Origin of the sequence: Petrocella atlantisensis, from assembly GCF_900538275.1 — a bacterium.
In the GTDB taxonomy this organism is placed as follows: Bacteria; Bacillota; Clostridia; order Lachnospirales; family Vallitaleaceae; genus Petrocella; species Petrocella atlantisensis.
This window is the reverse complement of record NZ_LR130778.1, coordinates 931,095-956,525: the sequence shown is the minus strand read 5'-3', so window position 1 is coordinate 956,525 and position 25,431 is coordinate 931,095. Positions and strand designations below refer to the sequence as shown.

22 protein-coding genes, 1 tRNA gene and 3 other annotated features (1 of these 26 cut by a window edge) are annotated in these 25,431 nt (G+C 37.5%); of the genes, 22 read left to right on the top strand and 1 reads right to left on the bottom strand.

Features of this window, described 5'->3' with window-relative positions:
* Positions 1-100, top strand: a binding site (T-box leader); it begins 112 nt to the left of the window's first position.
* Between the two features lie 45 nt (positions 101-145).
* The 4 genes from PATL70BA_RS04520 to PATL70BA_RS04505 all read left to right on the top strand — a co-directional run bounded on the left by PATL70BA_RS04520 (position 146) and on the right by PATL70BA_RS04505 (position 5,423).
* A complete protein-coding gene (locus PATL70BA_RS04520) occupies positions 146-370 on the top strand; it encodes a hypothetical protein (RefSeq protein WP_125136268.1) in 225 nt (74 codons plus the stop codon).
* Between the two features lie 45 nt (positions 371-415).
* Positions 416-3,058, top strand: a complete 2,643-nt coding sequence (locus PATL70BA_RS04515) for a valine--tRNA ligase (protein WP_125136267.1) — start codon at positions 416-418, stop codon at positions 3,056-3,058.
* Positions 3,059-3,105: 47 nt separating this feature from the next.
* Positions 3,106-3,336 (top strand) — a binding site (T-box leader).
* 58 nt (positions 3,337-3,394) lie between these two features.
* Positions 3,395-5,059, top strand: coding sequence for a 2-isopropylmalate synthase (leuA, locus tag PATL70BA_RS04510; RefSeq protein WP_125136266.1), 1,665 nt, complete (start codon positions 3,395-3,397; stop codon positions 5,057-5,059).
* A 94-nt stretch (positions 5,060-5,153) separates the two neighbouring features.
* Positions 5,154-5,423 carry a hypothetical protein gene (locus PATL70BA_RS04505; RefSeq protein WP_125136265.1) on the top strand — a complete coding sequence of 90 codons (270 nt, stop codon included), beginning with the start codon at positions 5,154-5,156 and terminating at the stop codon, positions 5,421-5,423.
* Between the two features lie 38 nt (positions 5,424-5,461).
* Here the strand turns inward: PATL70BA_RS04505 and PATL70BA_RS04500 are convergent, their stop codons facing one another.
* A complete protein-coding gene (locus PATL70BA_RS04500) occupies positions 5,462-6,748 on the bottom strand; it encodes a S1C family serine protease (RefSeq protein ID WP_172596103.1) in 1,287 nt (428 codons plus the stop codon).
* 199 nt (positions 6,749-6,947) lie between these two features.
* On the opposite strand from PATL70BA_RS04500, the gene PATL70BA_RS04495 reads away from it, so the two are divergent.
* The 18 genes from PATL70BA_RS04495 (at position 6,948) to PATL70BA_RS04415 (ending at position 25,426) form a co-directional block, all read left to right on the top strand.
* Positions 6,948-8,237, top strand: a complete 1,290-nt coding sequence (locus PATL70BA_RS04495; protein ID WP_125136263.1) for a bifunctional folylpolyglutamate synthase/dihydrofolate synthase — start codon at positions 6,948-6,950, stop codon at positions 8,235-8,237.
* A 3-nt stretch (positions 8,238-8,240) separates the two neighbouring features.
* A complete protein-coding gene (locus PATL70BA_RS16200; protein WP_172596102.1) occupies positions 8,241-8,384 on the top strand; it encodes a hypothetical protein in 144 nt (47 codons plus the stop codon).
* A gap of 13 nt (positions 8,385-8,397) precedes the next feature.
* Positions 8,398-9,783 (top strand): tetratricopeptide repeat protein, encoded by a 1,386-nt coding sequence (locus PATL70BA_RS04490; RefSeq protein ID WP_125136262.1) that lies wholly within the window; start codon positions 8,398-8,400, stop codon positions 9,781-9,783.
* 101 nt (positions 9,784-9,884) lie between these two features.
* Entirely contained in the window at positions 9,885-11,606 is a 1,722-nt protein-coding gene (ptsP, locus tag PATL70BA_RS04485; RefSeq protein WP_172596101.1) for a phosphoenolpyruvate--protein phosphotransferase, read from the top strand.
* A 121-nt stretch (positions 11,607-11,727) separates the two neighbouring features.
* Positions 11,728-11,940, top strand: a binding site (T-box leader).
* Between the two features lie 114 nt (positions 11,941-12,054).
* Positions 12,055-12,768: a serine O-acetyltransferase gene (cysE, locus tag PATL70BA_RS04480; RefSeq protein WP_125136260.1), complete on the top strand. Its 714-nt coding sequence runs from the start codon at positions 12,055-12,057 to the stop codon at positions 12,766-12,768.
* A gap of 12 nt (positions 12,769-12,780) precedes the next feature.
* A complete protein-coding gene (gene cysS, locus PATL70BA_RS04475) occupies positions 12,781-14,178 on the top strand; it encodes a cysteine--tRNA ligase (RefSeq protein ID WP_125136259.1) in 1,398 nt (465 codons plus the stop codon).
* A 1-nt stretch (position 14,179) separates the two neighbouring features.
* Positions 14,180-14,668, top strand: coding sequence for a Mini-ribonuclease 3 (locus PATL70BA_RS04470; protein WP_243115965.1), 489 nt, complete (start codon positions 14,180-14,182; stop codon positions 14,666-14,668).
* 33 nt (positions 14,669-14,701) lie between these two features.
* Positions 14,702-15,499, top strand: coding sequence for a 23S rRNA (guanosine(2251)-2'-O)-methyltransferase RlmB (rlmB, locus tag PATL70BA_RS04465; RefSeq protein ID WP_125136258.1), 798 nt, complete (start codon positions 14,702-14,704; stop codon positions 15,497-15,499).
* 89 nt (positions 15,500-15,588) lie between these two features.
* The gene (locus PATL70BA_RS04460; protein ID WP_125136257.1) at positions 15,589-16,107 is read left to right on the top strand and encodes an NYN domain-containing protein; all 519 of its coding nucleotides are present in this window, start codon (positions 15,589-15,591) and stop codon (positions 16,105-16,107) included.
* Positions 16,108-16,119: 12 nt separating this feature from the next.
* Positions 16,120-16,755 (top strand): RNA polymerase sporulation sigma factor SigH, encoded by a 636-nt coding sequence (sigH, locus tag PATL70BA_RS04455; protein ID WP_125136256.1) that lies wholly within the window; start codon positions 16,120-16,122, stop codon positions 16,753-16,755.
* Between the two features lie 83 nt (positions 16,756-16,838).
* Positions 16,839-16,911: transfer RNA gene (locus PATL70BA_RS04450), tRNA-Thr, on the top strand.
* 96 nt (positions 16,912-17,007) lie between these two features.
* Positions 17,008-17,625 (top strand): hypothetical protein, encoded by a 618-nt coding sequence (locus tag PATL70BA_RS04445; RefSeq protein ID WP_125136255.1) that lies wholly within the window; start codon positions 17,008-17,010, stop codon positions 17,623-17,625.
* A gap of 45 nt (positions 17,626-17,670) precedes the next feature.
* Positions 17,671-17,916 (top strand): hypothetical protein, encoded by a 246-nt coding sequence (locus PATL70BA_RS04440; protein WP_125136254.1) that lies wholly within the window; start codon positions 17,671-17,673, stop codon positions 17,914-17,916.
* 182 nt (positions 17,917-18,098) lie between these two features.
* Positions 18,099-19,370, top strand: coding sequence for an IS1380 family transposase (locus tag PATL70BA_RS04435; protein ID WP_015045058.1), 1,272 nt, complete (start codon positions 18,099-18,101; stop codon positions 19,368-19,370).
* Positions 19,371-19,703: 333 nt separating this feature from the next.
* Positions 19,704-21,707 carry a methyl-accepting chemotaxis protein gene (locus tag PATL70BA_RS04430; RefSeq protein WP_172596100.1) on the top strand — a complete coding sequence of 668 codons (2,004 nt, stop codon included), beginning with the start codon at positions 19,704-19,706 and terminating at the stop codon, positions 21,705-21,707.
* Between the two features lie 222 nt (positions 21,708-21,929).
* On the top strand, positions 21,930-23,888 hold the full coding sequence (locus tag PATL70BA_RS04425; RefSeq protein WP_172596099.1) for a putative bifunctional diguanylate cyclase/phosphodiesterase: 1,959 nt from the start codon (positions 21,930-21,932) through the stop codon (positions 23,886-23,888).
* Between the two features lie 51 nt (positions 23,889-23,939).
* Positions 23,940-24,677, top strand: a complete 738-nt coding sequence (locus tag PATL70BA_RS04420; protein ID WP_125136251.1) for an ABC transporter ATP-binding protein — start codon at positions 23,940-23,942, stop codon at positions 24,675-24,677.
* The gene (locus PATL70BA_RS04415; RefSeq protein ID WP_125136250.1) at positions 24,674-25,426 is read left to right on the top strand and encodes an ABC transporter permease; all 753 of its coding nucleotides are present in this window, start codon (positions 24,674-24,676) and stop codon (positions 25,424-25,426) included. The genes PATL70BA_RS04420 and PATL70BA_RS04415 overlap by 4 nt, the downstream gene beginning before the upstream one ends.
* Positions 25,427-25,431: the final 5 nt, after the last annotated feature.

Below are 25,431 nucleotides of genomic sequence, written 5' to 3'. Positions count from 1 at the left end.
CTGAAAGTAAGTAAGTACAAACGTCTGGTCCCGTTATCGACTCATAAGTGCCTAGCTAGGCTAGGAATTAAGGTGGTACCACGGTCTGATCGTCCTTTATTGTGAACGATAGGACCTTTTTTATTATCAGGTTAAGGGGTGGACAATGGAGATATTTGGGATTATGTTGGCTTTTGTTGGACTTATTTTATTAGTAAGTTCAAGATCAATATATAGAAGTGGTGTCAAAACAGTAAAAAATTATGAAGACCAACCGAAGGACAATAAATCATATCTAATGCTTATTGGAAGTGGCATGCTCGTACTAAAAATCGTTGGGGGCCTCATGTTATTATTAGGCGTCATGATTCTAATCCTATCATTTATTTAGGGAATGAATGTCACTATATAGGCATAGACTATTGGAGGAATAAAAATGGCAAAAGAACTGGAAAAAATCTATGATCCCAAGCAAGTAGAAGAAAGAATCTATCAGGACTGGCTGGATAAAAAATATTTTCATGCAGAAGTCAATCCTCAAAAAGAACCCTTTACCATTGTAATACCACCACCGAATATAACAGGGCAGCTGCATATGGGGCACGCTCTAGATAACACAATACAGGATATCATCATTCGTTGGAAGCGCATGCAGGGTTATGAAACATTGTGGCAACCGGGTACGGACCACGCGGCTATTGCTACTGAAGTGAAGATTGTTAAAGCACTCGCAGAACAAGGTATTGATAAAGATACCCTTGGACGTGAAGGTTTTATGGAGCATGCATGGAAATGGAAAGAAGAATACGGTGGTATCATCGTTTCTCAGCTTAAAAAGCTTGGAACTTCTTGTGATTGGGATCGAGAAAGATTCACACTGGATGAAGGTTGCTCAGATGCCGTACTCGATGTATTTGTTCAATATTACGAAAAAGGCTATATCTACAAAGGTGCTAAAATGATTAACTGGTGTCCGGTTTGTCAAACGACCATATCCGAAGCTGAAGTTGAGCATGAAGAAATGCAGGGACATTTTTGGCATATTAAGTATCCGATTGTGGGTGAAGATGGATTCGTAGAAATTGCAACAACAAGACCCGAAACGTTACTTGGAGACACAGCGGTTGCAGTTCATCCGGATGATGAGCGTTATGCCCATCTTATTGGTAAAAATGTAGTGCTGCCAATCGTGAATCGTGAGATTCCGATTATCGCAGATACATATGTGGATAAAGACTTTGGAACCGGTTGTGTAAAGATAACGCCGGCCCATGACCCTAATGACTTTGAAGTTGGAGAACGTCATAATTTAGAGAAGATTAATGTCATGCATGATGACGGTACCATCAATGAACAGGGTGGTAAATACGCAGGTATGGACCGATATGATGCACGAAAAGCGCTGGTTAAAGACTTAGATGAAAATGACTATTTGGTAAAAGTAGAGGATCATACCCACAATGTCGGTCTTCATGACCGTTGTAATACGGTGGTTGAACCACTTATTAAGTCACAATGGTTTCTTAAAATGGAGGAACTTTCAAAACCGGCTATAGAAGCATATAAAAGTGGTGACTTAAAGTTTGTACCTGAACGGTATGGCAAAGTTTATATGAATTGGCTTGAGAATATACATGACTGGTGTATATCCAGACAATTGTGGTGGGGGCATCGCATACCTGCTTATTATTGTGATGACTGTGGTGCGACAACCATTAGTAAAAAGCATCCAACGGTTTGTAGCCATTGTCAATCCAATCATATTCGACAGGATGAAGACAGTCTGGATACTTGGTTCAGTTCAGCGCTCTGGCCATTTTCTACCTTAGGCTGGCCTGAAAAAACGCCGGAGCTCGAGTATTTTTATCCAACCAATGTACTTGTAACCGGATATGATATTATTTTCTTTTGGGTTATTAGAATGGTGTTCTCTGGTCTTGAATTTACAGGTAAGTTACCTTTTGATACGGTGGTCATGCATGGTTTAGTGAGAGACTCAGAAGGCCGTAAGATGAGTAAAAGCCTTGGAAATGGTATTGATCCACTGGAAGTCATAGAGTCCTATGGTGCAGATGCTCTGAGACTAACGCTCATTTCAGGAAATGCACCCGGTAATGATATGCGCTATTATCAAGAACGTGTTGAAGCCAATAGGAATTTTGGTAATAAGTTATGGAATGCATCTAGATTTATCATGATGAATCTGGATGACAAGAAAGTGGAAGAACCTTCTGTTGAAGCGTTAACACCTGCAGACCGATGGATCTTATCCAAAGTCAACACATTAACCAAAGATGTAACAGATACTTTAGATAAATATGATTTGGGAATTGCCGTTTCAAAGCTTTATGACTTTGTATGGGAAGAGTTTTGCGATTGGTACATAGAAATGGTGAAGCCAAGACTCTATAATGATGACGATAGTACTAAAAACAGTGCTTTATGGACATTGAAGACGGTATTAATTGATTGTCTGAAATTACTACATCCGTTTATGCCCTTTATAACAGAAGAGATATTTTTAACACTTCAAGATGAAGAGCCATCAATTATGATATCCAATTGGCCGGTATTTAAGACGAAATGGCATTTTGAAAAAGAAGAAACAGATATCAGCATGATCAAAGAGGCTGTTAGAGGAATTCGGAACTTAAGAGCGAACATGAATGTTCCGCCATCAAAGAAAGCCAAAGTATTTGTGGTTTCAGAAGATCCGGCAGTTGTTCAGACTTTTGAGGATGGGCGTGTCTTTTTTGCAACCTTAGGTTATGCCAGTGAAGTCCTGATACAACATCATAAAATAGATATAGATGAGGATGCTGTATCTGTCATCATACCCAATGCCACCATCTATATGCCCTTTAGTGAGCTTGTTGATATTGAGAAAGAGATTGAACGTCTTGAGAATGAAGTGATAAAGCTTGAAAAAGAATTAGCAAGAGTATCAGGTAAATTGAACAATCAAGGTTTTGTAGCTAAGGCACCTGAAAAAGTCATTACTGAGGAGCGAGAAAAGCAATCTAAGTATGAGCAAATGCTGACACAGACCAAAGAGCGCCTTGAAAGTTTAAAGCAATAACTTGACAGAGTTATTAAAATGCGTTATGATGGTAAAAATTATATTCTGTAAAGACCGTGAAGAGGAGCAGTAGATATTCTGAAGCATCAGAGAGTTGTTGGTAGGTGCAAAACAACAGTGAAGGGATATTGAACTAGCCTTGGAGTCACATGTTGAAGTAACAGTAGGCATTGTCGGGTTCGACCGTTATATCGATAAAGATATGTTGGTATCTTAATGAGCGCATTCCTTTGGAATGAATCAGAGTGGTAACGCGGAAGTCACCTTTCGTCTCTATACAAAAGAGACGAGAGGTTTTTTTATATAATTGTTTATTAAAAATAGGAGGGAATTAGTATGAAGAAAAGTTATATGAAGTATAAAAAATACCCAACAATGGAGTTACATGACCGTACATGGCCATCAAAAACAATGGATCAAGCACCCGTCTGGTGTAGTGTTGACCTAAGAGATGGTAACCAAGCATTACCCGTACCTATGGGTATTGAGGCCAAATTGGAATTTTTTAATCTAATAAAATCAATGGGCTACAAGGAAATTGAAATAGGATTCCCTTCGGCTTCTGATACGGAATATAACTTTCTTAGAACGCTCATTGAAGAAGGTTACATAACAGATGATATTAAGGTTCAGGTATTGGTCCAGGCGAGAGAACACTTGATAGCAAAAACATTTGAAGCCCTTAAAGGTGCTAAAAAAGCAATCGTGCATGTTTACAATTCAACCTCCACCCAACAAAGAGATGTGGTTTTTGGTAAGAGTCAAGAAGAAATCAAGGCAATGGCCATACAAGGTGCGAAATGGTTACAAATCTATGCAGCCAAATACCCGGAAACAGAGTTTACTTTTGAGTATTCTCCGGAAAGCTTTACAGGGACAGAGATGGAATATGCTCTAGAAGTTTCAAATGCGGTTATAGACGTCTGGCAACCTACGCCGGAACATAAAATGATTCTAAATCTACCGGCAACAGTAGAAATGAGTACGCCCAATGTCTATGCCGATCAAGTTGAATGGTTTAGCCGACACATCAATCGTCGTGACAGTGTACTCATAAGTTTGCATACCCATAACGATAGAGGTACAGGTGTAGCGGCAACAGAACTTGGCTTATTGGCAGGTGCGGACCGTGTGGAAGGAACCTTATTTGGTAATGGAGAAAGAACAGGCAATGTAGATATACTAACACTTGCCTTGAACCTCTTTACCCAAGGTGTCGATCCTGGTGTAAAAATCGATGAAGTTAATAAAGTGATAGAAGTTTATGAACGATGTACAGGCATGAGTGTGCATCAAAGACATCCATATGCTGGCGAGTTGGTTTATACAGCTTTTTCAGGATCTCATCAGGATGCAATAAGAAAGGGTCTAAAAGCCAACGAAAAAGATAGTACTTTCTGGAATGTGCCTTATCTACCCATTGATCCTGCAGATATCGGACGTCAGTATGAACCCATTATCCGTATCAACAGTCAATCCGGAAAAGGTGGTGTCGCGTATATCCTTGAAGAAGCTTTTGGCTATAAATTACCAAAAGGTATGCATCCTGAAATTAGCCTTCCGGTGCAGAAGATGACAGATCAAACAGGCAAGGAATTAACAGCCTTAGAAATCAAAAACATTCTTTTTGATGAATTTATTAATGTCGAAGGCACCTTCCAATTAGAATCTTTTAAAAGTACCTATCAAGAAGAAAATGATCAAGTGGTTATGATTGAGGCGAAAGTCATTTTAGACGGTGTAGAAAAAACATTACAAGGCCAGGGCAACGGTCCTATATCAGCTTTCATTCATGGATTACAAAAAGAAGGCAACATGGATTATGAACTTATATCTTATGATGAACATGCAATTGGTATAGGTGAAAATGCAGAAGCAATCGCTTACATTCAATTAAAGAATCATAAAGGCATCTCGGCTTTTGGCCTAGGCATAGATAGAAATACAAGTAAAGCTTCTATTAAGGCAATTATAAGTAGCATCAATAGGTTGAATCGATAGCCTAAAGAAGGCTAATATGCTATACTATAGAGGAAGATGAGCTATATGTTTATATAATTGCATTGAATGGCCAGTCATCAGAAAGGGCGATTAAATGGCGAGTAAATGCTGTGATAAATGGAAAAAGAACAACAAGTACTGCAAAAACTGTCCTCTACGTTTAACATCAATAGAGAAGGACGTCTCAAAGATTAAGAAAATTAAGAAGAAAGAGACGAAAGAGATAAAAGAGATAAAAGAGATAAAAGAGATAAAAGATTTGATTCAAGCTAATCAAAAAGATAAAAACAAAAAAGAAGATAAGAAAAAGCTTAAGAAGAAAAACAAGAAAAACAAGAAAAAGAACGGCAAGAAAAAAGGTTGATGAATATAATCAACCTTTTTTCTTGTATGAATCGTATTTTATTGTTGATCCATGATGTTCTTGTAGCTATACAATGGTGCTTTCAAAGTTAAGATTTCATCGTTACGTATAATACCAACTTCCAAAGTGTCACCGACCTTAGCTTTTTCTAGAATATCAAAGAGCACTTGTACATTTTGGACTTTTTTGCCATCGAGGCTATAGATGATATCACCTGATTGGATGCCGGCTTCCTCAGCGCCGCTGAATGCAATGACATCGGTAATATAAACTCCAAAACGCATGCCCGTGCTGTTATAGACCTCGGTGGTAATATCCATCACTTGAACACCGAGGAAAGCTCGGTCATCGGCCAATTGATAAGCGATGTCTCCGCCGGAACGACTTTCCAAAATCGTATCCATGGTCTCTTTTGCTTGATTAATGGGGATGGCAAATCCAATACCTTCTACACCGGTGTCGACATATTTAGCACTGTTTATACCGATGACTTCACCTTTGCCGTTGAGTAAGGCCCCACCGCTATTGCCTGGGTTAATAGCAGCATCTGTTTGTATAAGATTCACATAGGAGGTGTTTTTATTAATATAGATTTCTCGGTTAAGCGCACTGATGATGCCGGCAGTTACTGTAGAGGCATATTCAGGGCCTAATGGATTACCAATAGCCACAGCCAACTCGCCGATCTGAATCTCCTCTGAATCACCAAAAGATGCTAAGACAATTTGATCCAGCTTACCTTTTAGCATCTTTGTATCAACAGAAAGAACAGCCAAGTCATTGGTGGAGTCGTAACCTAAAACTGTAGCGGCAACGGTTGTTCCATCATGAAATATTATTTCAATCTGGTTGGAACCTTCTATAACGTGATAATTGGTGACAATTAATAATTCATCATCCTCCATTTTGAATGTGATACCGGAACCTGTACCACCATAAAAACCATTTGAATTGCCAAATATACCACCTGGCGTTTGCTCGGAATAGCTAGAAATGGTAACAATAGCTGGGCTCACAGCGCTGGCGATTGCCGAGATATCCGATGAAGCCGTATAGTCGGAGAGGATAGGCTGTACTTGAGCAGTTGCTGGTTGATCATCCGCATTTTGTGTGGAAGTGCTAATAATTCCATTTGTCAGACGATCGCCATAAATCAGTGCGGACAAGTAACCCGCACCAAAAGTCAAGCCACTTACAAAAGTGAGTATGAGCACATAAGCGGTAAGTTTTACATACCATTTTCTTGAGTATTTTTGATGATTTGAAGGTTTAATGCCTGTTTGATTGTCATTAAAATCTGTTTGATTGGATATATTGTTTTCCATATAATCACTCCTTAAATAATTTTCTATACTATGATTATATAGGGATAATATGGGTTTAGTGTGTAAAAAAGGTGTCAAATCGCGGTCAGAAAAATGAATAAAGTGTAAACAATGGGTCATTCATAGCATAGAAAAGATCATACATATGATATAATCAGAAATAAGTTTAGGAAGTGGTAAAGATAGATAGGAGCATAGTATGACATTTGAAGACATTGTAAATGAAATAGTAGAGACACCAAGATTCAGGAAACTGCCTGGATTTGTTGTCATCAAGGCTTTGATACGTAAAATCGGGTATATGGAAAACATACCGGTTGTTCATGTAGCCGGTACCAATGGTAAGGGATCAGTTGTGATGATGATGGCCTCCATTCTGCAATCAGCAGGATACAAAGTCGGTACATTTACATCACCACATTTGGTGGATATAAGAGAACGTATACGCATTAATAATCAAATGATATCAAAAGATGCATTCACAAAGATCTATAGACGTCTATATAAGTATATGGAAGCGTTGGCACTTGAAGGGTATGAAAAAGCTTCTTTTTTTGAAATCATATTCGCCATGGCCCTCATGTATTTCGATAAAGAAAAACCGGATATAATAATATTAGAAACAGGGATTGGTGGACGTTTAGATACAACCAATGCTCTTAATAACAAAATCTTAACCATCATAACCAATATCAGTTTAGATCATACTCAAATACTCGGTGAAACCTTACAGGCAATTGCTTATGAAAAATCCGGCATAATGAGATCGAATATACCGGTTGTACTGTATAATACTATCGAAGAGGTCAATGATACCGTTAGGTCAGCAGCAGCAGAAATAAATGCGCCATATGTTGAAGTTCTTCCCTTTGACGCCGAAATCATAGTGCGAAACCAAGAAAGCATTGATTTTTCCTTGAGGAACAAGTATTATGAATATGAAACGATACACATGAATACGGCTGGAGACTACCAGATTGATAATGCAAAAATTGCAATTACCGGTATGCATATGCTACAACAACAATTTAAGTTTACCAAATCAGATGTAATAGAGGGTATTAACAATTTCAAATGGTTAGGGCGCATGACCTATATCACACCGGGTATCTTATTAGATGGTGCCCATAATAAGGAAGGCATCGAAGCATTTGTAAATCATATTGATAGGCATGAAAAACATAAGACGATTGATTTGGTATTTGTATGTATGGACGACAAGCAAGACATTGAAATGATAGAAATACTATGTAACATAAAAAGACTCCGATCTGTATTTATTCCAAGAGAAAAATATATAAAAGCCCAAAAAGAAGAGCGGCTTAGGCTTCTCTTTAGGCAAAACGGATTCGAGAACGTGTACCTTATAGATCAATTAAAAGACTTAATCGTAAAAAGAAGAAAGGATATGAAGGATGACCAACTTTTATGTTGTGTGGGTTCTTTATATCTTGTAGGTGACATCATAAAAATAATTGAGGAGGGCTAAAAGATGATTAATTTTGATGAAGAGATTAAAAAATACCAACCATGTCTAGAGATTGAAGAGGCCGAGGAAGTTATTAATGCCTATGATTCAAAAGACATGTCCGATATTCTAAGTGCGTTGATTCAAGAGCTAAAAAATAAAAAATAAGAGGGGGTAAACAATGGCGAAAATATGTCCGAAATGTGGAGAGCTACTTGATACCCAAGAATTTTGCAATCATTGTCATGTGGCGATTGAAATTTATAAAAAAATTGGTATTGAATCAAAAAAAATATATAATCTAGGATTAAAAAAAGTTGAAATTCGAGATTTAAGTGGCGCTATTGACCTACTAAATAAGAGTATAAAACTAGATAAAAAGAACATTCAAGCTAGAAATTTATTGGGTCTGGTTTATTTAGAAATAGGTGAACCGGTTATGGCATTTAAACAATGGGTAATCAGCAAGAATATTGAACCGTTAGATAATGAAGCGACAGGTTACATGGACCGGATTCAAAACAATCAAGTTCATTTAGATAAATTAAACAATGCAATAAAAAAGTATAATCAAGCCTTGGTGTTTGTTAACCAAAATAGTATTGACTTGGCTATTATACAATTACGTGCCGTCATTGGACTGAATCCGAATTTTACGAAAGCCTATTGTTTATTGGCTTTATGCTATATACATGAAAACCAAATGGACAAAGCCAAACGTAAACTTCAGAAGGTACTGTCTATTGATCATAATCATGGTACAGCAAGAAAATATATGACATGGATTCAATCAGAGGGACATACGGATGAGGCATTTGAAGAAGTAAAAGAAAAAGAACCGGGTTATTTTGGATTACCTTCCCTTGGTCATAGTGCTAAAGTATCTATGAACAACAGTATGTTCCAATTTGCAGCAGTTTTAGTGGGTGTTGGCATTGGTTTGGCGGTTATGGCCTTTCTAATCGTACCCAGTTTGTTGAGTAGTCAGAAAAACAAGAATATAGAAGCGGTGAATCAAGTAAATGCTCTTGAAGCCAATCAGAGTGTTTTAGAAGGTCAAGTTGAAAGTATGGAAGAAAGCATTCAGCAGGCAGATACGCAGATGAATGTTCTGACATCAGAATTGGAACAAAATCAGCGTCAGTTAACGCAAAGTGAAAAATTACTAGGGGTTATAAGCCTATATGAAGATGACAAAGCAACAGAAGCAGCCAGGTTGTTGGAAGAAGTTGAACCAGATGCACTAAGTGAAAGTGCATTGGCTACTTATGAAAAAACTGTTCAGAATATATTCCCCCAAGTAGCTCTAGATGCCTATAACCAAGGTTACAGAGACTATAGGAATGGCAGATATGAAGAGGCGATTACGAATCTCGAACTGGCATCCAAATATGAGAAAGATGATTATTTTTCAGATGAAGCATTGTACTATTTGGCAAGATCCTATCAAAGATTAGATCAGAATGATTTAGCCATTAGTACGTATCAAAAAATGCTAGATACGTATCCAAATGCCAACTTTAAAAACGATGCGACATACTTTCTGAAGGCTTTAACCAATAACTAAAACAACTTGATTAATAAAAGCTGGATGAAAACATTCTATAAATCTTGACAAAGTATGCATCAAAAATGTGTGGTACTAGAATTGAGTTTGGAGGCAATACTATGATTAGAGGTATTGGCGTTGCAGAAGGAGTCACCATAGGAAAAGCCTTTGTTAAGCGTGAAGTAGAGATGAAGGTTGTATATAGAAAAATAGAAAACCCTCAACTTGAGCTTGAACGATTCAATACTGCAGTCGACAAGTGTCGAATTGAACTTGAAAGACGTTATAATAAGACCCTCAATATTTTGGGACAAGAAGAAGCAGAGGTCTATAAACGACATCTAAGTGTTTATGATGGGTCCATATTGCTAGGGCAAGTGCGCAAAGAAATTCAAGAACAAAAGATCAATGCAGATTATATTCTTAACGAAGTCAAAAAAAAATATGCAGCCATGTTCGACAAGGTTGCGGATGATTTTCTGAAAAAAAAATCAGAATCCATAAAATATATTGCAGAAGAGATTATTAAAGAACTCATTGGCATAGAAAATAAAGGTCTTGGCGATTTGACAGAACCGGTTATCATATTTGCAAGTGAGTTAGATGGTAACGATATCGTTCACTTGGATAAGAATAGTGTACTTGCAATTGTATGCGAACTGGGTGGCAAAACATCCTACAGTGCCCTTGTGTCCAATAACTTTAAAATTCCGGCTGTACTAGGCGCAAAAGGTATTTTATCTCTTGTAAAAGATGGCGATGAAGTCATTGTAGACGGGCAAAAAGGTGAAGTATTCATTAATCCGGATAAGGAAATGATTGACTTCTATTTTAAGAAGGTGAATAAAGAAAAAGAGCTGGAAGACATCTTTTTAAGTTTTGCAAAGCAAAAAACTAAAACAGAAGACGGTCACCAGTTTGAGATTGCAGCTGAGGTTGAGAACAATAATGCTCTATTAGTCGCTAAAGAAAAAGGTGCCGAAAGTGTAGGTTTATTTAAGACAGAATTTGTTTTTTTGGGACAACCTTCTATGCCGGAGGAGATGGTTCAACTTGAAGCCTACCGTGAAGCAGTTATGTTGGCTGAAAATGCTGATATTATCTTTAGAACAATGGATTGTTCGTCCAACCACGATATGCCTTTTATATACTTTCATGAGGAAAGAAACCCTTTGTTAGGCTATAGATCCATACGGGTTACACTCACAGAGCGAACCTTGTTTGTGACGCAGATTAAGGCTTTACTTCGAGCCAGTGCATATGGAAAAATAAAAATTTTATTACCAATGGTTACAAAGATTGAAGAACTTCTAGATGCAAAGATGGCCATTGAAGAAGCAAAAGTTGAGTTGGACGCACGACATGAATTATATGACAACAACATAGATATCGGCATGATGGTTGAGATACCTGCTGCAGCAATGATGATTGATATTTTTGCAAGAGAAGTGGACTTTCTCGTCATAGGATCATCAGAACTCATACAATTGATGACGGCGGTTGATCGGGCAAATGAAAACCTATTTGAACTTTTTGATATGTACCACCCAGGGCTGCTTCGGACAATTCGACAAGTGGTTATCGCTGCACATAGAGAAGGGACTTGGATTAGTATTGTAGGTGATATGGCAAATAATGAAATACTCCTCCCCTTTATGATTGCAATCGGTGTTGATCAGGTATGTGTTAACCCAAGCATGGTTCCAAAAGCCAGATGGTTAGCCAGTAAGACCAATAAAGCCATATGGGATAAAGAAATCGATCATTTATTATCTTTAAGCTCCGGTAATGAGATTAAGGAATATTTGGAAAAACGTTATTATGAAATTTATGTTTGGTAATAAACCATGAACAATTTGCTTTGCAAAGCGAGGCGTAGCCTCTTTGTCCTTGACGAAATTTGTAAAGTATTATATAGTATATTTGGGTTATGATATTTTTGAGATAAATAATCAGCAATAGATAAAAGCTATGATCGAAAGAGTAATCATATCAAGAACCACAGAGAGAATGGAATAAAGCTGAGAGTCCATTTGTTTTATTGATAGATGAAGTGCATTCGTGAGCTTTTCAAGTGAAATAATATTAGCTTGATACGGGCATCGACCGTTATATCGATATCAAGTGGAAGCAAAGCTTCAACAAGAGTGGAACCGCGGATAAACCGTCTCTTATTATATTAAGAGGCGTTTTTTAATTTATATGTTATGCATACGCAAAGAAGGACTTCTTTGTAAGGTATCTAAATAGTATGACAAGTCACTCTTTTGAATATCAGGAGGTAATTAAATGAATATAATGAAATATATAAAAGAAGAAATTGAAGTGATTAAGGAAAGAGACCCTGCCATCAAAAAAACGTCGGAGGTATTTTTATATCCGAGTTTCCATGCCATTCTCAGATACCGGTTATCTCATTGGCTATTTCTTAGAAAACACTATTTTTTAGCCAGATGGGTATCACAACGGGCAACCCGAAAAACAGGTATCGAGATTCATCCAGGCGCCGTTATTGGCGCTGGACTGTTCATTGATCATGGACATGGGGTGGTTATCGGTGAAACAGCGATTATAGGAAACAATGTAACCCTTTACCAAGGGGTGACACTTGGTGGTACAGGCAAAGAACATGGAAAGCGTCATCCAACAATTGGAGATAACGTCATGATCAGTGCAGGTGCAAAAGTATTGGGATCTTTTACGGTTGGTGAGGATTCAAAAATAGGCGCAGGTTCAGTTGTTTTAAGTGAAGTGCCAGCCAATTCGACAGTTGTCGGCATACCGGGTAGGGTTGTAAAGAGAAACGATAAAAAAATAACCCATCCTCAAGACACACTCGATCAAATACACTTTCCTGATCCGATACGTCATGAGTTATGTAGACTTCAGATTAGAATAGAAAACTTGGAAAAAGGCAAAGGCGGCCTATCGTTAGATGCTTTAAATACCTTAGAAGAAGAAAGATGTAGAAACTGTCCAGAATATATGCAAGATGAATTATGAGGTGATTTATAAATGAAATTATACAATACACTTACTCGAAAAAAAGAAACTTTTGTGCCGGTCGAACCGGGGAAGGTCAAGATGTATGTTTGCGGGCCAACGGTGTATAACCATATACACATTGGCAATGCCAGACCATTTATCGTTTTTGACGTTGTCAGACGCTATTTTGAATACAAAGGTTTTGATGTAACTTATGTTCAGAATTATACAGATGTGGACGATAAGATTATTAATAAGGCCAAAGAAGAAGGCGTAACTTCGGAAGCGATAGCAGAAAAATACATTCAAGAAGTTGAACAAGATGCAAAAGGTCTTGGAATTCATAAAGCAACTCATACACCAAAAGCTACAGAAGAAGTACCGCATATGGTGGATATGATTCAGATACTCTTGGACAAGAAGTTTGCTTATGAAGTAGACGGTACGGTTTTCTTTGCGACCAGAAATTTTAAGGATTATGGTAAATTATCAAAGAAGAATCCGGATGACTTAGAGGCGGGATCTCGGGTCGCTGTAGATGAAGCCAAAATCAATCCAATGGATTTTGTTTTGTGGAAACCCAAAAAAGAAGGTGAACCGTCATGGCCATCACCATGGGGCGATGGAAGACCGGGTTGGCATTTAGAATGCTCGGTCATGGCGAAACGTTATCTTGGGGACACCATCGACATTCACTGTGGCGGTACGGATCTAATATTCCCCCATCATGAAAATGAGATAGCTCAAAGTGAAGCAGCCAATGGTAAACCGTTTGCCAAATACTGGCTTCATAATGGCTTTATTAATGTAGATAATAAAAAGATGTCCAAATCATTAGGTAATTTCTTTACAGTAAGGGAGATTACTGAAGAATTTCCCTATGAGGTGATACGATTCTTTATGTTGAGTGCTCATTACAGAAGTCCAATCAACTTCAGTCGTGATTTGATGGAAGCTGCCGCTAATAGTTTGCAACGTATTCAAACAGGTGCGAAGAACCTTGTGTATCTTTATGAACATTGTGAACTAGAAAATGTGACAGAGGAAGAAAAGGCCGATATACAACTTTTAGAAAGCTTTAAAGATAAGTTTGAGAAAGCTATGGATGATGATTTTAACACAGCCGATGCCGTATCTGCTATTTTTGAGCTGATTCGTTTTGCCAATACCCAGGCTACCATATCTTCCTCAAAAACTTTTATTCAGAAAGTCTTGGATGCATTAAGAGCCTTGTGTGATGTTATTGGTATTGACTTAGATACAGAAGATGATATACTAGATGCTGATATTGAAGCACTAATTCAAAAGCGCCAAGAAGCAAGAAAAAACAAAGATTTTACTTTATCAGACAAGATCAGAGATGATCTCATGAAAAAGGGTATTTTACTTGAAGATACAAGAGAAGGTGTAAAATTCAGAAGGGTATAAGGTGGATGTATTGAATGATTTTCTGACATTTTTAGAAAAAGAGTTATCCTTGGATGAAATGAAAGTCCATACGTATTCACCACTGGCTTTAGCATATATTGGTGACTCCATTTATGACTTAATTATTCGAACCTATATCATCAGTAAAGGTAGTAAAGCGGTTGGTAAAATGCACAAAGAATCCAGTCTCTATGTCAATGCCAAAACACAAGCTAAGATTTATCACACCATTAAAGACACATTAACTGAAGAAGAGCTAAGTGTCATGAAAAGAGGTAGGAATGCCAAGTCGGGTTCTAAACCGAAAAACACAGACTTGATTACATACAAACATGCAACAGGATTTGAAACACTTATAGGCTATTTATATGTCACCAAACAGCTTGAACGTCTTGTGGCACTAATTGCCACAGGTTTGAAGTCCACCCAGTTAACCCAATCGGATACTGCTCCAAGTACCGGAGAAAATGAAGTTTCCCATAGTGATTAGGCTATACGACAACCGTTTAGAAAGAAGGATCAGATGAATCAAAATAATAAGAATAATAAAAGAAGGAACCAGGATAATCATGAAACAGAAGAAGTCAACGAGTTAATCGTATTTGGAAGAAATGCAGTAATAGAAGGCATAAAATCAGGTAGAAGCGTTGATAAACTTTTGATGATTGAATCCGGGCATCAAGAAGGTAGTGCACAAAAAATATTGGGATTAGCTAAAGACATGAATATTCTTGTTCAATATGTTGCAAGAGAAAAGCTCGATCAATTAAGTAACCAAGGAAAACATCAGGGTGTATTGGCTTTTATGGCTGCCCATGATTATGTTGAATTGGAAGTCCTTTTTGAAAAAGCTAAGAAAAGAGACGAAGCACCATTTTTTATAATCTTAGATGGCATCGAAGATCCACATAACCTAGGGGCAATTATTCGTACGGCCAACATAACAGGTGCTCATGGTATCATCATACCCAAAAACAGAGCAGTTTCACTAACGGCGACAGTGGCAAAAACATCAGCAGGTGCTATAGAGTACACACCAGTCTGCAAAGTGGTTAATCTTGTTAGAACCATTGAAGATCTTAAGAGCAAAGGTATATGGGTAGCCGGATCAGATATGAAAGGCACAAGCATGTATGATGTGGATTTCAAAGGCCCTATGGCGCTTGTAATCGGTAGCGAAGGCAAAGGACTTAGCCGATTGGTTAAAGAAAAATGTGACTTTATTGCGAGTATTCCCATGAAAGGTAATGTTGATTCACTAAATGCAAGTGTTGCAGCTGGTGTTTTAATGTATGAGGCACTAAGACAGAGAAATCTATAGGAAAATAGGTCTTAACAATAACGGTGAAATCTGATATACTAATATCCTAAAATTATGGGGAAACTTGTAAATAGAGAGGCGGTTCTAACGTGGCAAAAGAAGTACTTCTCGTCGATGGATATAATATTATCCATGCCTGGCCTGAGCTAAAGACAATGGCGATGGAGGATCAACTTGATCATGCAAGAACACGTCTGCTAGAAATTCTAAGTGATTACCAAGGCTATAAAAAGAATGAAATCATCGTAGTTTTTGATGCCTACAAGGCGAAAAATCCGGTCAGAAGTATTGATGCATATCATAACATTCATGTCATTTATACAAAAGAGCATGAAACAGCGGACCATTATATTGAAAAAGTTGCTACTGAGTATGCCAGAGATTATCAGATTCGAGTTGCTACTTCCGATGCTCTTGAACAAACGATTATATTAGCAAAAGGGGCAGCAAGAATGTCTGCAAGAGAGCTTTTAAGTGACATTCAAGCCACTAGGAAAGAGTATAAAGCAGATTACTTGGAAAAACCTTCAAGGACAACAAACCGCTTGGAGGGTCATTTGAATAAAGAAACATTAGCATGGATGGAAAAATTTCGTCGTCAAAGATAGGGGTTGTCTTAAATAGAACGTGTCATAGCATTTGAAGAACTAACCATTTATACAGATGAAGAAATCGTTGTTCTTATTAGAGAAGGTCATGATTATGCATTAGACTATCTTATGAACAAATACAAAAAGCTGGTGGAAAAAAAATCAAAATCCTATTTTTTAATGGGTGCAGGCAGAGATGATTTGATACAAGAAGGTATGATTGGACTTTTTAAGGCTGTTAGAGACTATAGAAATGATACAGCATCGTCCTTTTTTTCTTTTGCTGATCTTTGTATCACGAGGCAAATCATCACAGCTGTAAAAGCAGCTACAAGGCAGAAACATATGCCTTTAAACTCCTATGTTTCTTTGAATAAACCGATATTTGAAGAAGACAATGACAAAATCGTCCTTATGGACCTCATGCCCTCTAAGCAGATCGTTGATCCGGAAGAACTGATTATTGACAAGGAAAACATACATATTATTGAAGATGAGTTAGCAGACAAATTAAGTGATTTCGAGAAGGATGTTTTAGAATATTATGTTGAAGGCATCGGGTATGTTGAAATAGCAGAGATACTTGAAAAACCGGTAAAATCTATTGACAATGCCCTACAGCGTATTAAGAAAAAACTGGAAATCATTATGAAAGAAAAAAAGTAAGGATTTATGGTTGACAAGTTATAAGATATGGTTATAATAGATAAAGTGGCCTAAAGGGCTGGACAGATTATAACCATATATATGCTGGTATAGCTCAGTAGGTAGAGCGCATCCATGGTAAGGATGAGGTCACGAGTTCGAATCTCGTTACTAGCTTAGTAAGAAGGATCTCTTTTGAGGTTCTTTTTTTTACAGAGAATCGACTACTTTTCAAAGCTTCCAATCGCGTGTATAATATAAGCAGGTGATTTTATGGATAGAATATACTCGGCTCAAGCAGCTAATCAGGTGCGTAATGTTCAAGGAATTAATGAAAAAGTAAATTCTGGTGAGGCTCAGAAGTCTTTAAGTCATAATAAGACAATGGGTGGACTTTTTATTGATGATGGGAAAAAGTCGCTCCAACAATTTGGGCATTCATCAAAAATAGGTTTACCTCAACAATTAAGCAATAAATTGGTATCCAAAGAGCAACGACTGTCAACACTTGCAAATGTTTTTGATGATAAAACATTAAAACGTATGGGTGTTGTTGAATGTACAACATGTGCATCAAGGACCTATCAGGACCAGTCCGATGATGCAAGTGTTTCCTTTCAGGCACCGACCCAACTAAGTCCAAGTCAGGCAGCATCGGCTGTGGTTTCTCATGAAATGGAGCATGTTTCTAATGAACAGGCGGATGCCAAACAAGAAGGCAAAGAGGTTATAGCCCAAAGTGTACAGATCTTTCATAGTATCTGTCCGGAGTGTGGTATCAGTTATGTATCAGGCGGCCTTACCAAAACAACAACCATTGGCAAAACCAACCCCTATAAAGATGCAATAAGGCATCAAGCATCTGGGAATCTAGTGGATATGATGTTATAATAAACAAACAGGATATAAGGATGCCTTATAAAGTTAGGAGCTACAATGGAAATGTTGCTTTTTGTTCAACTTCTAGAAATCGCCACTGTGTTAGTGCTTATCTTGGTTTTGACAATGCTACACCGCTTCGGTGGAATTAAGTATATCTACAATTTAAGAATTGCTTTCGTAGGCTATTTGATACTTATTGTACTAACAATGCTTAACCTCTTTGAGGAACAAGTGGTATTTAATAGTCTATTAAAGTATGCTCTTTTAGCTTTAATCAGTTTCTACATATATATAACCTAGATTCTACGTGCAATCTACTCATATAACCCTTTAAGCAAGTATTTATAATCGTTAAGCCAAAACCATTCTTTCACCCAATGGGTGAAAGAAAATTGCAGCAAATTAACATCTATTTGTATGTTTTTTGTCTTGTTTGATGGGTAAAAATGTAACAAATAGAGGTGTTGTGAAGGAGATGGCTTATGATAAATAAAATCGAGTTTAAGGCTAAAAATCTTACCTCAAATGCAGGACTTTTTCTGATGCTAGAGAACACTAAAAATAACGGCATTTTTGAGATGATTGAAAATGACCTCACTTTTGAAAGCGCTTCTGTAAACAAGATTAAAATGAATCATGTTAAAACCATGCTCTCTGGTCATTTTATAGGCATAGATAAGCTCGAACGTTTAAAACTTTTAAAGAATGATCCCCTTGTTCGTGAATTCGATATTTCTGTTAAAGAGCCTGAAACCGTGTCGCGTTTTTTAAGCAACTTCAGCTTCAAAACGACGCAAATGTTCAGAGAAATCAACTTCAAAGTGTTTAAAAAGCTACTTTCTAAAAGTGGATTGACATCCATCACTATTGATATCGATAGCAGTGTCATTAATGTAGAAGGCCACCAAGAAGGCGCTACTAAAGGTTACAATCCTAAAAAGCTGGGCAATCGATGCTACAATGTCCAGTTTGCCTTTTGTGATGAACTCAAAGCCTATGTCACTGGTTTTGTTAGAAGTGGTAATGCATACACCGCAAATGGTGCTGCTGAACTGATTAAAGAGATTGTTGCCACTCTTAAAGCTCAAAACTTGGAAATCTTTTTCCGTATGGATAGTGGCTACTTCGATGAAGAAATCATTGAAACAATCGAGTCTCTTGGTTGCAAATACTTAATTAAAGCTAAAGCTTATGCAACACTTGTCTCCCAAGTGACCGCTTCCTCTGCTGTGTTTCTTAAAGGTATAGACGGCAGAGAAACCGCTGAGCTGCTTATAAAATTGGATAAGTGGAAGAAAAAAAGAAGATTTGTCGTGTCTCGCGTTCTGAAACCCGAAAAAGAAAGAGCTCAGTTAAGCCTGTTAGAAGGTTCAGAGTACGACTATTTTTTCTTTGTCACCAATACAGACCTAGAGTCAGAAGCGGTGGTTCTCTCCTATGAAAAGCGTGGCAATGCTGAAAACTATATCAAAGAAGCAAAATACGACATGTCAGTAGGCCACTTGCTTTTGAAATCATTCTGGGCAAATGAAGCAGTATTCCAAATGATGATGCTTTCATACAATCTGTTTTTACTCTTCAAATTTGACTACTTGGATGTGTCTGAATATAGGCAGCAGATAAAGACATTTCGCTTGAAATACGTTTTTCTTGCGGCCAAAATTATCAAAACAGCTAGGTCTGTGATTATGAAGCTCTCAAGCAAATATCCTTATCAAGAGGTGTATAAAAAATGTATCTGCTTAGAGTCGTAACGATTGATAAATTGGCGCTTGAATCGCTTGAATGAATCGAGTGGTTTATTAATTGAACCTAGTATTGTGATATTTGCAACTTAATTGAGAATAATGGGTATATCTTATTCAAATGTGTTGAGGAAGGGGTGTGAATAATGTTAAAATGTAGGAGTAACTACTTGAATTCTTCGTAGGTTCAGCGAAAATATCGATTTTTAATGGTTTTCGTAAAACGACGTAGAATTTAGGTGTTAAGAAAATGTAGTGACTGTTGGACAAAAAAAGTTATTTTTTTAACGAAATTTGTGGCATTAATAGGCACTATTTAAAGACAAATAAGGGGGAATGCGCATGAAGAGTGGTATAACGAGGAAGATTACGTTGTTGATTGTTTTACTGGTTGTAATGGTATGTGGAATATTAGGTGGTATTTCAATATTCATCAGTAGCCAAAGTCTCACAAGCGAAGTGGAAGTTGCTCTGGTCGATGAAACGAAACTGGGTTCTGATCAAATAAAGATAATTGTCAACGCTCGGTTAGAGCTTTTACAAGAGATTGCCAATCGCGCAAGAACACAAACGATGGATTTTAAGATTCAACAAGAGTCTTTAAAAGAGGATATTGAAAGGTTGGGGTACCTTGATATTGGAGTCGTCTCAATGTCAGGTCAGGCCACATATGTATCCAGTGGTGAAACAACCGACTTATCCGACAGGTCATATATCCAAAAGGCGCTTTCAGGTGAAATGAATGTGTCAGACGTCTTAATCAGTAAAGTAACGAACTCAGCTGTTTTGATGTATGCTGTGCCTATTTTCAATGATGGGCGTGTTGTTGGTGCGTTGATTGCAAGACGTGATGGCAACGCGTTATCGGAAATTACCGATGAAATGGGATTTGGTGAGGAAGGCTACGCTTATCTGATAAATGATAAAGGTATTGTTGTCGCCCATAATGATAGAGAACTGGTTATGTCACAGTTCCAGCCTATAGAAGTGGCGAAAACAGATAAGACAGTGGAACCACTTGCAAAGGTATTTGAGGAAATACTCGAAAAGAAAATTGGCGTCGGTTCATATACGTATAAGGGTGTTGATCTTTATGAAGCGTTTCACAGCATTGAAGGCACAAACTGGTTCTTAGTCAATGTCGCTTTAAGAAGTGAAGCGTTGGCGGGCGTAAATACGCTTTTAACGACATTGGTGATTGTCATCGTCATCATGCTTGTGATTTCATCTTTCGTGGCGTTCTTACTTGCAAGGACCATATCAACACCGATTGTTTCATTGACACAAATCGTCGACAAACAAGCGACACTGGATTTCAGATCAGATGATAAAAATGATTTCTCAAAAATTGAAAATAGGAAAGATGAAATCGGACTGATGACGAAATCGCTGTTTTCAATGTCGGGCAACGTTCGTGAGCTTCTAATCAATGTTTCAAGCACTGCAGAACAAGTCTCTGCTACATCTGAAGAACTGACAGCGACGGCTCAACAATCGGCCACTGCATCAGAGGAAGTGGCTCAGACCATTAACGAAATTGCTAAAGGTGCAACGGATCAAGCTAAAAATACCATGGATGCAGCCAGTGCACTGACGCACTTGAGTAAAGAAATAGAAATCAATTTAAGTGGCACCCAAGATTTAGCACACGCTTCTTCAACAATGAGCCAACTTGTGGCCACCGGGCTAAAAGTCGTTTCGGATCTGGCGCAAAAAACACTGGAGAACGCCCGTGCTTCTGACGTGGTCTTTAGTAGCATTCAAAAGACCAATGAAAGTTCGACAAAAATAAGTGAAGCCAGTAGCATGATTGCATCAATTTCTGAGCAGACAAACTTACTGGCCCTTAATGCTTCTATAGAAGCTGCTAGAGCAGGTGAGCATGGCCGTGGTTTCGCTGTTGTTGCAGAAGAAATTAGAAAACTTGCTGAACAATCGAGAACGACCACCAGTATAATTGACGAAATGGTTTCTAAACTTCAAAAGGATGCAGAAACAGCCGTTTTAAAGATGAAAGAATCGGGTGTTATCGTGAAAGAAGAAGAAAAGTCAGTTGAAATGACGAAGGAAACGTTTGATCAAATAGCCCAAGCCATCGCTAAATCCGAAGAACTGGTAAATTTAATCAGTAAAACAAGCGTTAAAATGGAGGAAAACAAGTCGAACGTCATGGGCAATATCGACACACTTTCCGCAGTTGCTGAAGAAAATGCCGCTTCAACGGAGCAGGCATCTGCAGCAATCCAAGAACAAACGGCATCTTCTGAACAGATCGCAGACGCAAGTGAGGATTTGTCAGTAATGGCTCAAAACCTTCAGGCTATGATTCGTAAATTTAAAATTTAAATCTATATCAAAAAACCACGAAAATCAAATTTCGTGGTTTTTTAACTGAGTTGTATTTAGAAGCAGTGTTTTCATCATCTACTAAACATTGAAAACACTGCTTTTTTTAGTTGCGGACACGCTCGTACAATTGTTTTCCATATAAGTTTTTCGACTGGTTCAAATAAGTTATTAGACTTAGTTAAGTTCTATGGGATGGTTGGCATTTTAATATTAATGCCTGTGACTCTGATTATTTTTGAGAAGACGGATCAGCTTGAAGGTATTGGCTATGTTTTATTTGGGGTAGCATCTATTTTCGTTGGCTTTTTCTGGATGAACAAAGTACTGCGTCATCTTCTCCCATCTAAAATTGTTGGTGTAACGTTTATACTTTTTGGTTTGCATATCATGGATTTCATTATCGTACAATATAATGAAGAATTTCTTATATTAGGATACATGATTGCAGCGGCATTTGAAGCAATCATAACTATTTCTCTTGTTTTCTTGAATTTTAATTATCTTAAAGAATTAGATGACATAACGTATAGTAAATACATCAACTTATTTAATAACTCTTCCGATGCCATTATACTCATCAGCAATGAAATTATTTTTGATTGTAACAGACGGGCAGAAAAGATTTTTGAGAGATCCAGAGAAGATATTATTGGGCATAGCCCAATGGAATTTTCGGAATTGGTTCAAGAAAATGGGCGAGAATCTTATGATTATGGAACCGAATTATTTAGTAGTGCATCTGAGGGTAAGATTACACGATTTGACTGGATTCATACAAGTGCAAGTGGCAGGAAGATTAATTGTGAAATCTCTCTTTTTTTATTAGACAAGGGAGAATTTGCAGCAGTTATAAGAGATATGACAGCCAATTATGCCTATGAAGAAGAAATTAATTTCCATAAGTATTATGATGCAGTGACACATTTGCCGAAACGGGAATTGTTTATTGACCGATTGGCTCGTTTTTTAGATGAAAGGTATAAACAAGTAGCCCTTATTGCTTTTAATATAGATAATTTCAAAGAAATCAATGACGAATATGGACATGAAGCAGGTGATGAATTATTACGTCAAGTCGCAAATGAGGTCATTTCAGTCTTTAAGAGTGAGGTTACTTTGACAAGACTTGGTGGGGATGAGTTTGTTGTGATCATGGATAAACTGATTCATAAAAACCGAATATATTTGCCATTAGAAAGAATTCAGTCGGTTTTTAATAGTAATTTTGAGATACAAGGTCAAAAGGTTAACATAAGTGTGTGTATCGGTGTTGCTTTTCCAGAATCTGAAACAACACAACCAATGGAATTACTGAAGAATTCAGACCTTGCACTTAACCTTGCAAAAAATAAAGGTAGAGGGCGCATTGAGTTCTATTCAACGAAAGAAAAAGAAGTCTTTATCGCAAGAATTAACATAGAAAGAGATATGCGATTAGGTATAGAATTAGGAGAGTTTATTCCTTACTATCAACCGATTGTTCAACCTCATTCAGGAGAAATTGTGGGAACGGAAGTTTTAGCTAGATGGATAAAAAAAGACGGGTCTATAATCTATCCAAATACTTTTATTCCTGTAGCAGAGGAAACTGAATTGATTAATATCATAGGAGAACAAATTTTATCAAAAGCGTGTGAAGACTGTAAAGATTTACTTAGAGATAACACAGATTTTGTTATTCATGTTAATTTATCGCCTCTTCAGCTAAGGGATAATTCTATCATCACAATTCTTCGTGATACTATGGAAAAATATGAAATCACAGCGCGGCATTTATATATTGAACTAACAGAAACGATTTTTATTGAGGATGCTGAGCATGCAAATGATATATTGAAAGGCATTCGTGCAATGGGTGTTGGTGTGGCACTAGATGATTTTGGAACAGGGTATTCTTCTTTATCCTATTTGGCTGAAATGCAAGTAGATACCATTAAAATCGACCGTTCCTTTGTGGTTAAGTTACCAGGCAACCAAAAATCAAGGGCTATGATGGAGTATATAGTCGGTCTTTTGCATGACTTAGGCTATAAAGTGGTGGTTGAAGGTGTCGAAGAGAAGGACCAAGCAGATTACTTAAAGTCTATTGGGTGTGATGCTATACAAGGCTATTACTACCATCGACCGATGTCCGTTGAAAAATTAAGAAAACTTCTAATACATAGGCGGAGGATATAAGCTGGATTAAGGAACAATGTCTCAAGTAGATTGAATGTGTAGGAGTTCATTATGGGTATATTTGTGCAAATCAAAGATGTTACAGTCAGTTTTGAAAAACAGAAGGTTTTTGATCGACTAAATTTGGATTTAGAAGAGAAAGTTGCTTATGCACTCATTGGAAAATCAGGTTCAGGCAAAAGCACTTTATTGAATTTAATAGCAGGTTTTCTTAAGCCGGATCAAGGTATTATAACCATAAAGGGTTTGACCCTCAGTCAACCACGAAAGGAAACATCCTTTTTGTTCCAAGAGCTTGGACTATTTCCGTGGCAAACAGTGAGAGAAGCAATCGCTATGCCACTTAAGATTAAAGGTTGGAAGGATTATGATCAGGTTGTAGAGGATATGATAAAAGAGATTGGCCTTAATGGTCATGGGCATAAGTATCCTAACGAATTAAGCGGTGGTGAGCGGCAAAGGGTGGCACTGGCTAGGACCCTTGTAGAAAAGCCGGATCTACTTCTTATGGATGAACCTACATCGGCCTTGGATGCTATGACCAAAGAAGTACTACAGAAATTGATTTTAAAAGAGCAAAAGAAGCAAAAAGGAACCCTATTATTTGTAACCCATGATATTGAAGAGGCGATGATCTTAGGTCAGTCCATTCTTATGATTAATGATGAGGGCGGTATTTCATCCCTAGAGAATGCATACTACGGTATAAAGAATCCTAGGGAACAGTTGGGATTTTATGATGCATGTATAAAAATTCGAATAGCCTTGAATATGGAGGTGTTGGGATGAAAAATAATACCTTTCAATTCAAAAATATTATTGTAGGCCTATTTAGTTTTTTACTAATATGGGAAGTCTTTCATTTGTTATTAAACACACATACAGTGCCTTCACCTCTTGAAACAATCTTCTATACACTAAGCCATATTGGGGTACTTTCCCAGCATTCTTCAGCAAGTAGCCTTAGGGTTATAACAGCCATTATTATTTCGATGTTGATTGGATGCCCGCTTGGTATTTTGATAGGGATGAGTCATCGGGCAAACAAGCTCATATCTCCCTTTCTATATTTTATATATCCAATACCCAAGGTCGCTTTTTTACCTGTTTTTATGTTGATGTACGGACTAGGGAATACGTCCAAGATTATATTGATGGTTTGGATTATAGTATTTCAGATTATCTTATCCATGAGAGATGGCATTAAGCAGATTGACCTTATATATTTTAAAGTCATGGACAGCTACCTGGTTAATCGGAGACAGAAAATTAGATATTTAATACTACCTGCTATTTTGCCCAATCTATTTACCGGATTAAGAATGAGTATTGGTATTGCGCTTGCATCCTTATTTTTTGCTGAAAACTATGCAACAACCTATGGCATTGGTTATTATATACTAAGTGCTTGGACAAAAATGAATTACGTTGAGATGTTTAGTGGTATTTTGACGTTGGGATTTGTAGGCATTCTGCTATTTAAAGTCTTAGATTATATAGAAACATCCCTTACACCATGGCAAGCGCAAAGAGGCTAAGCCTC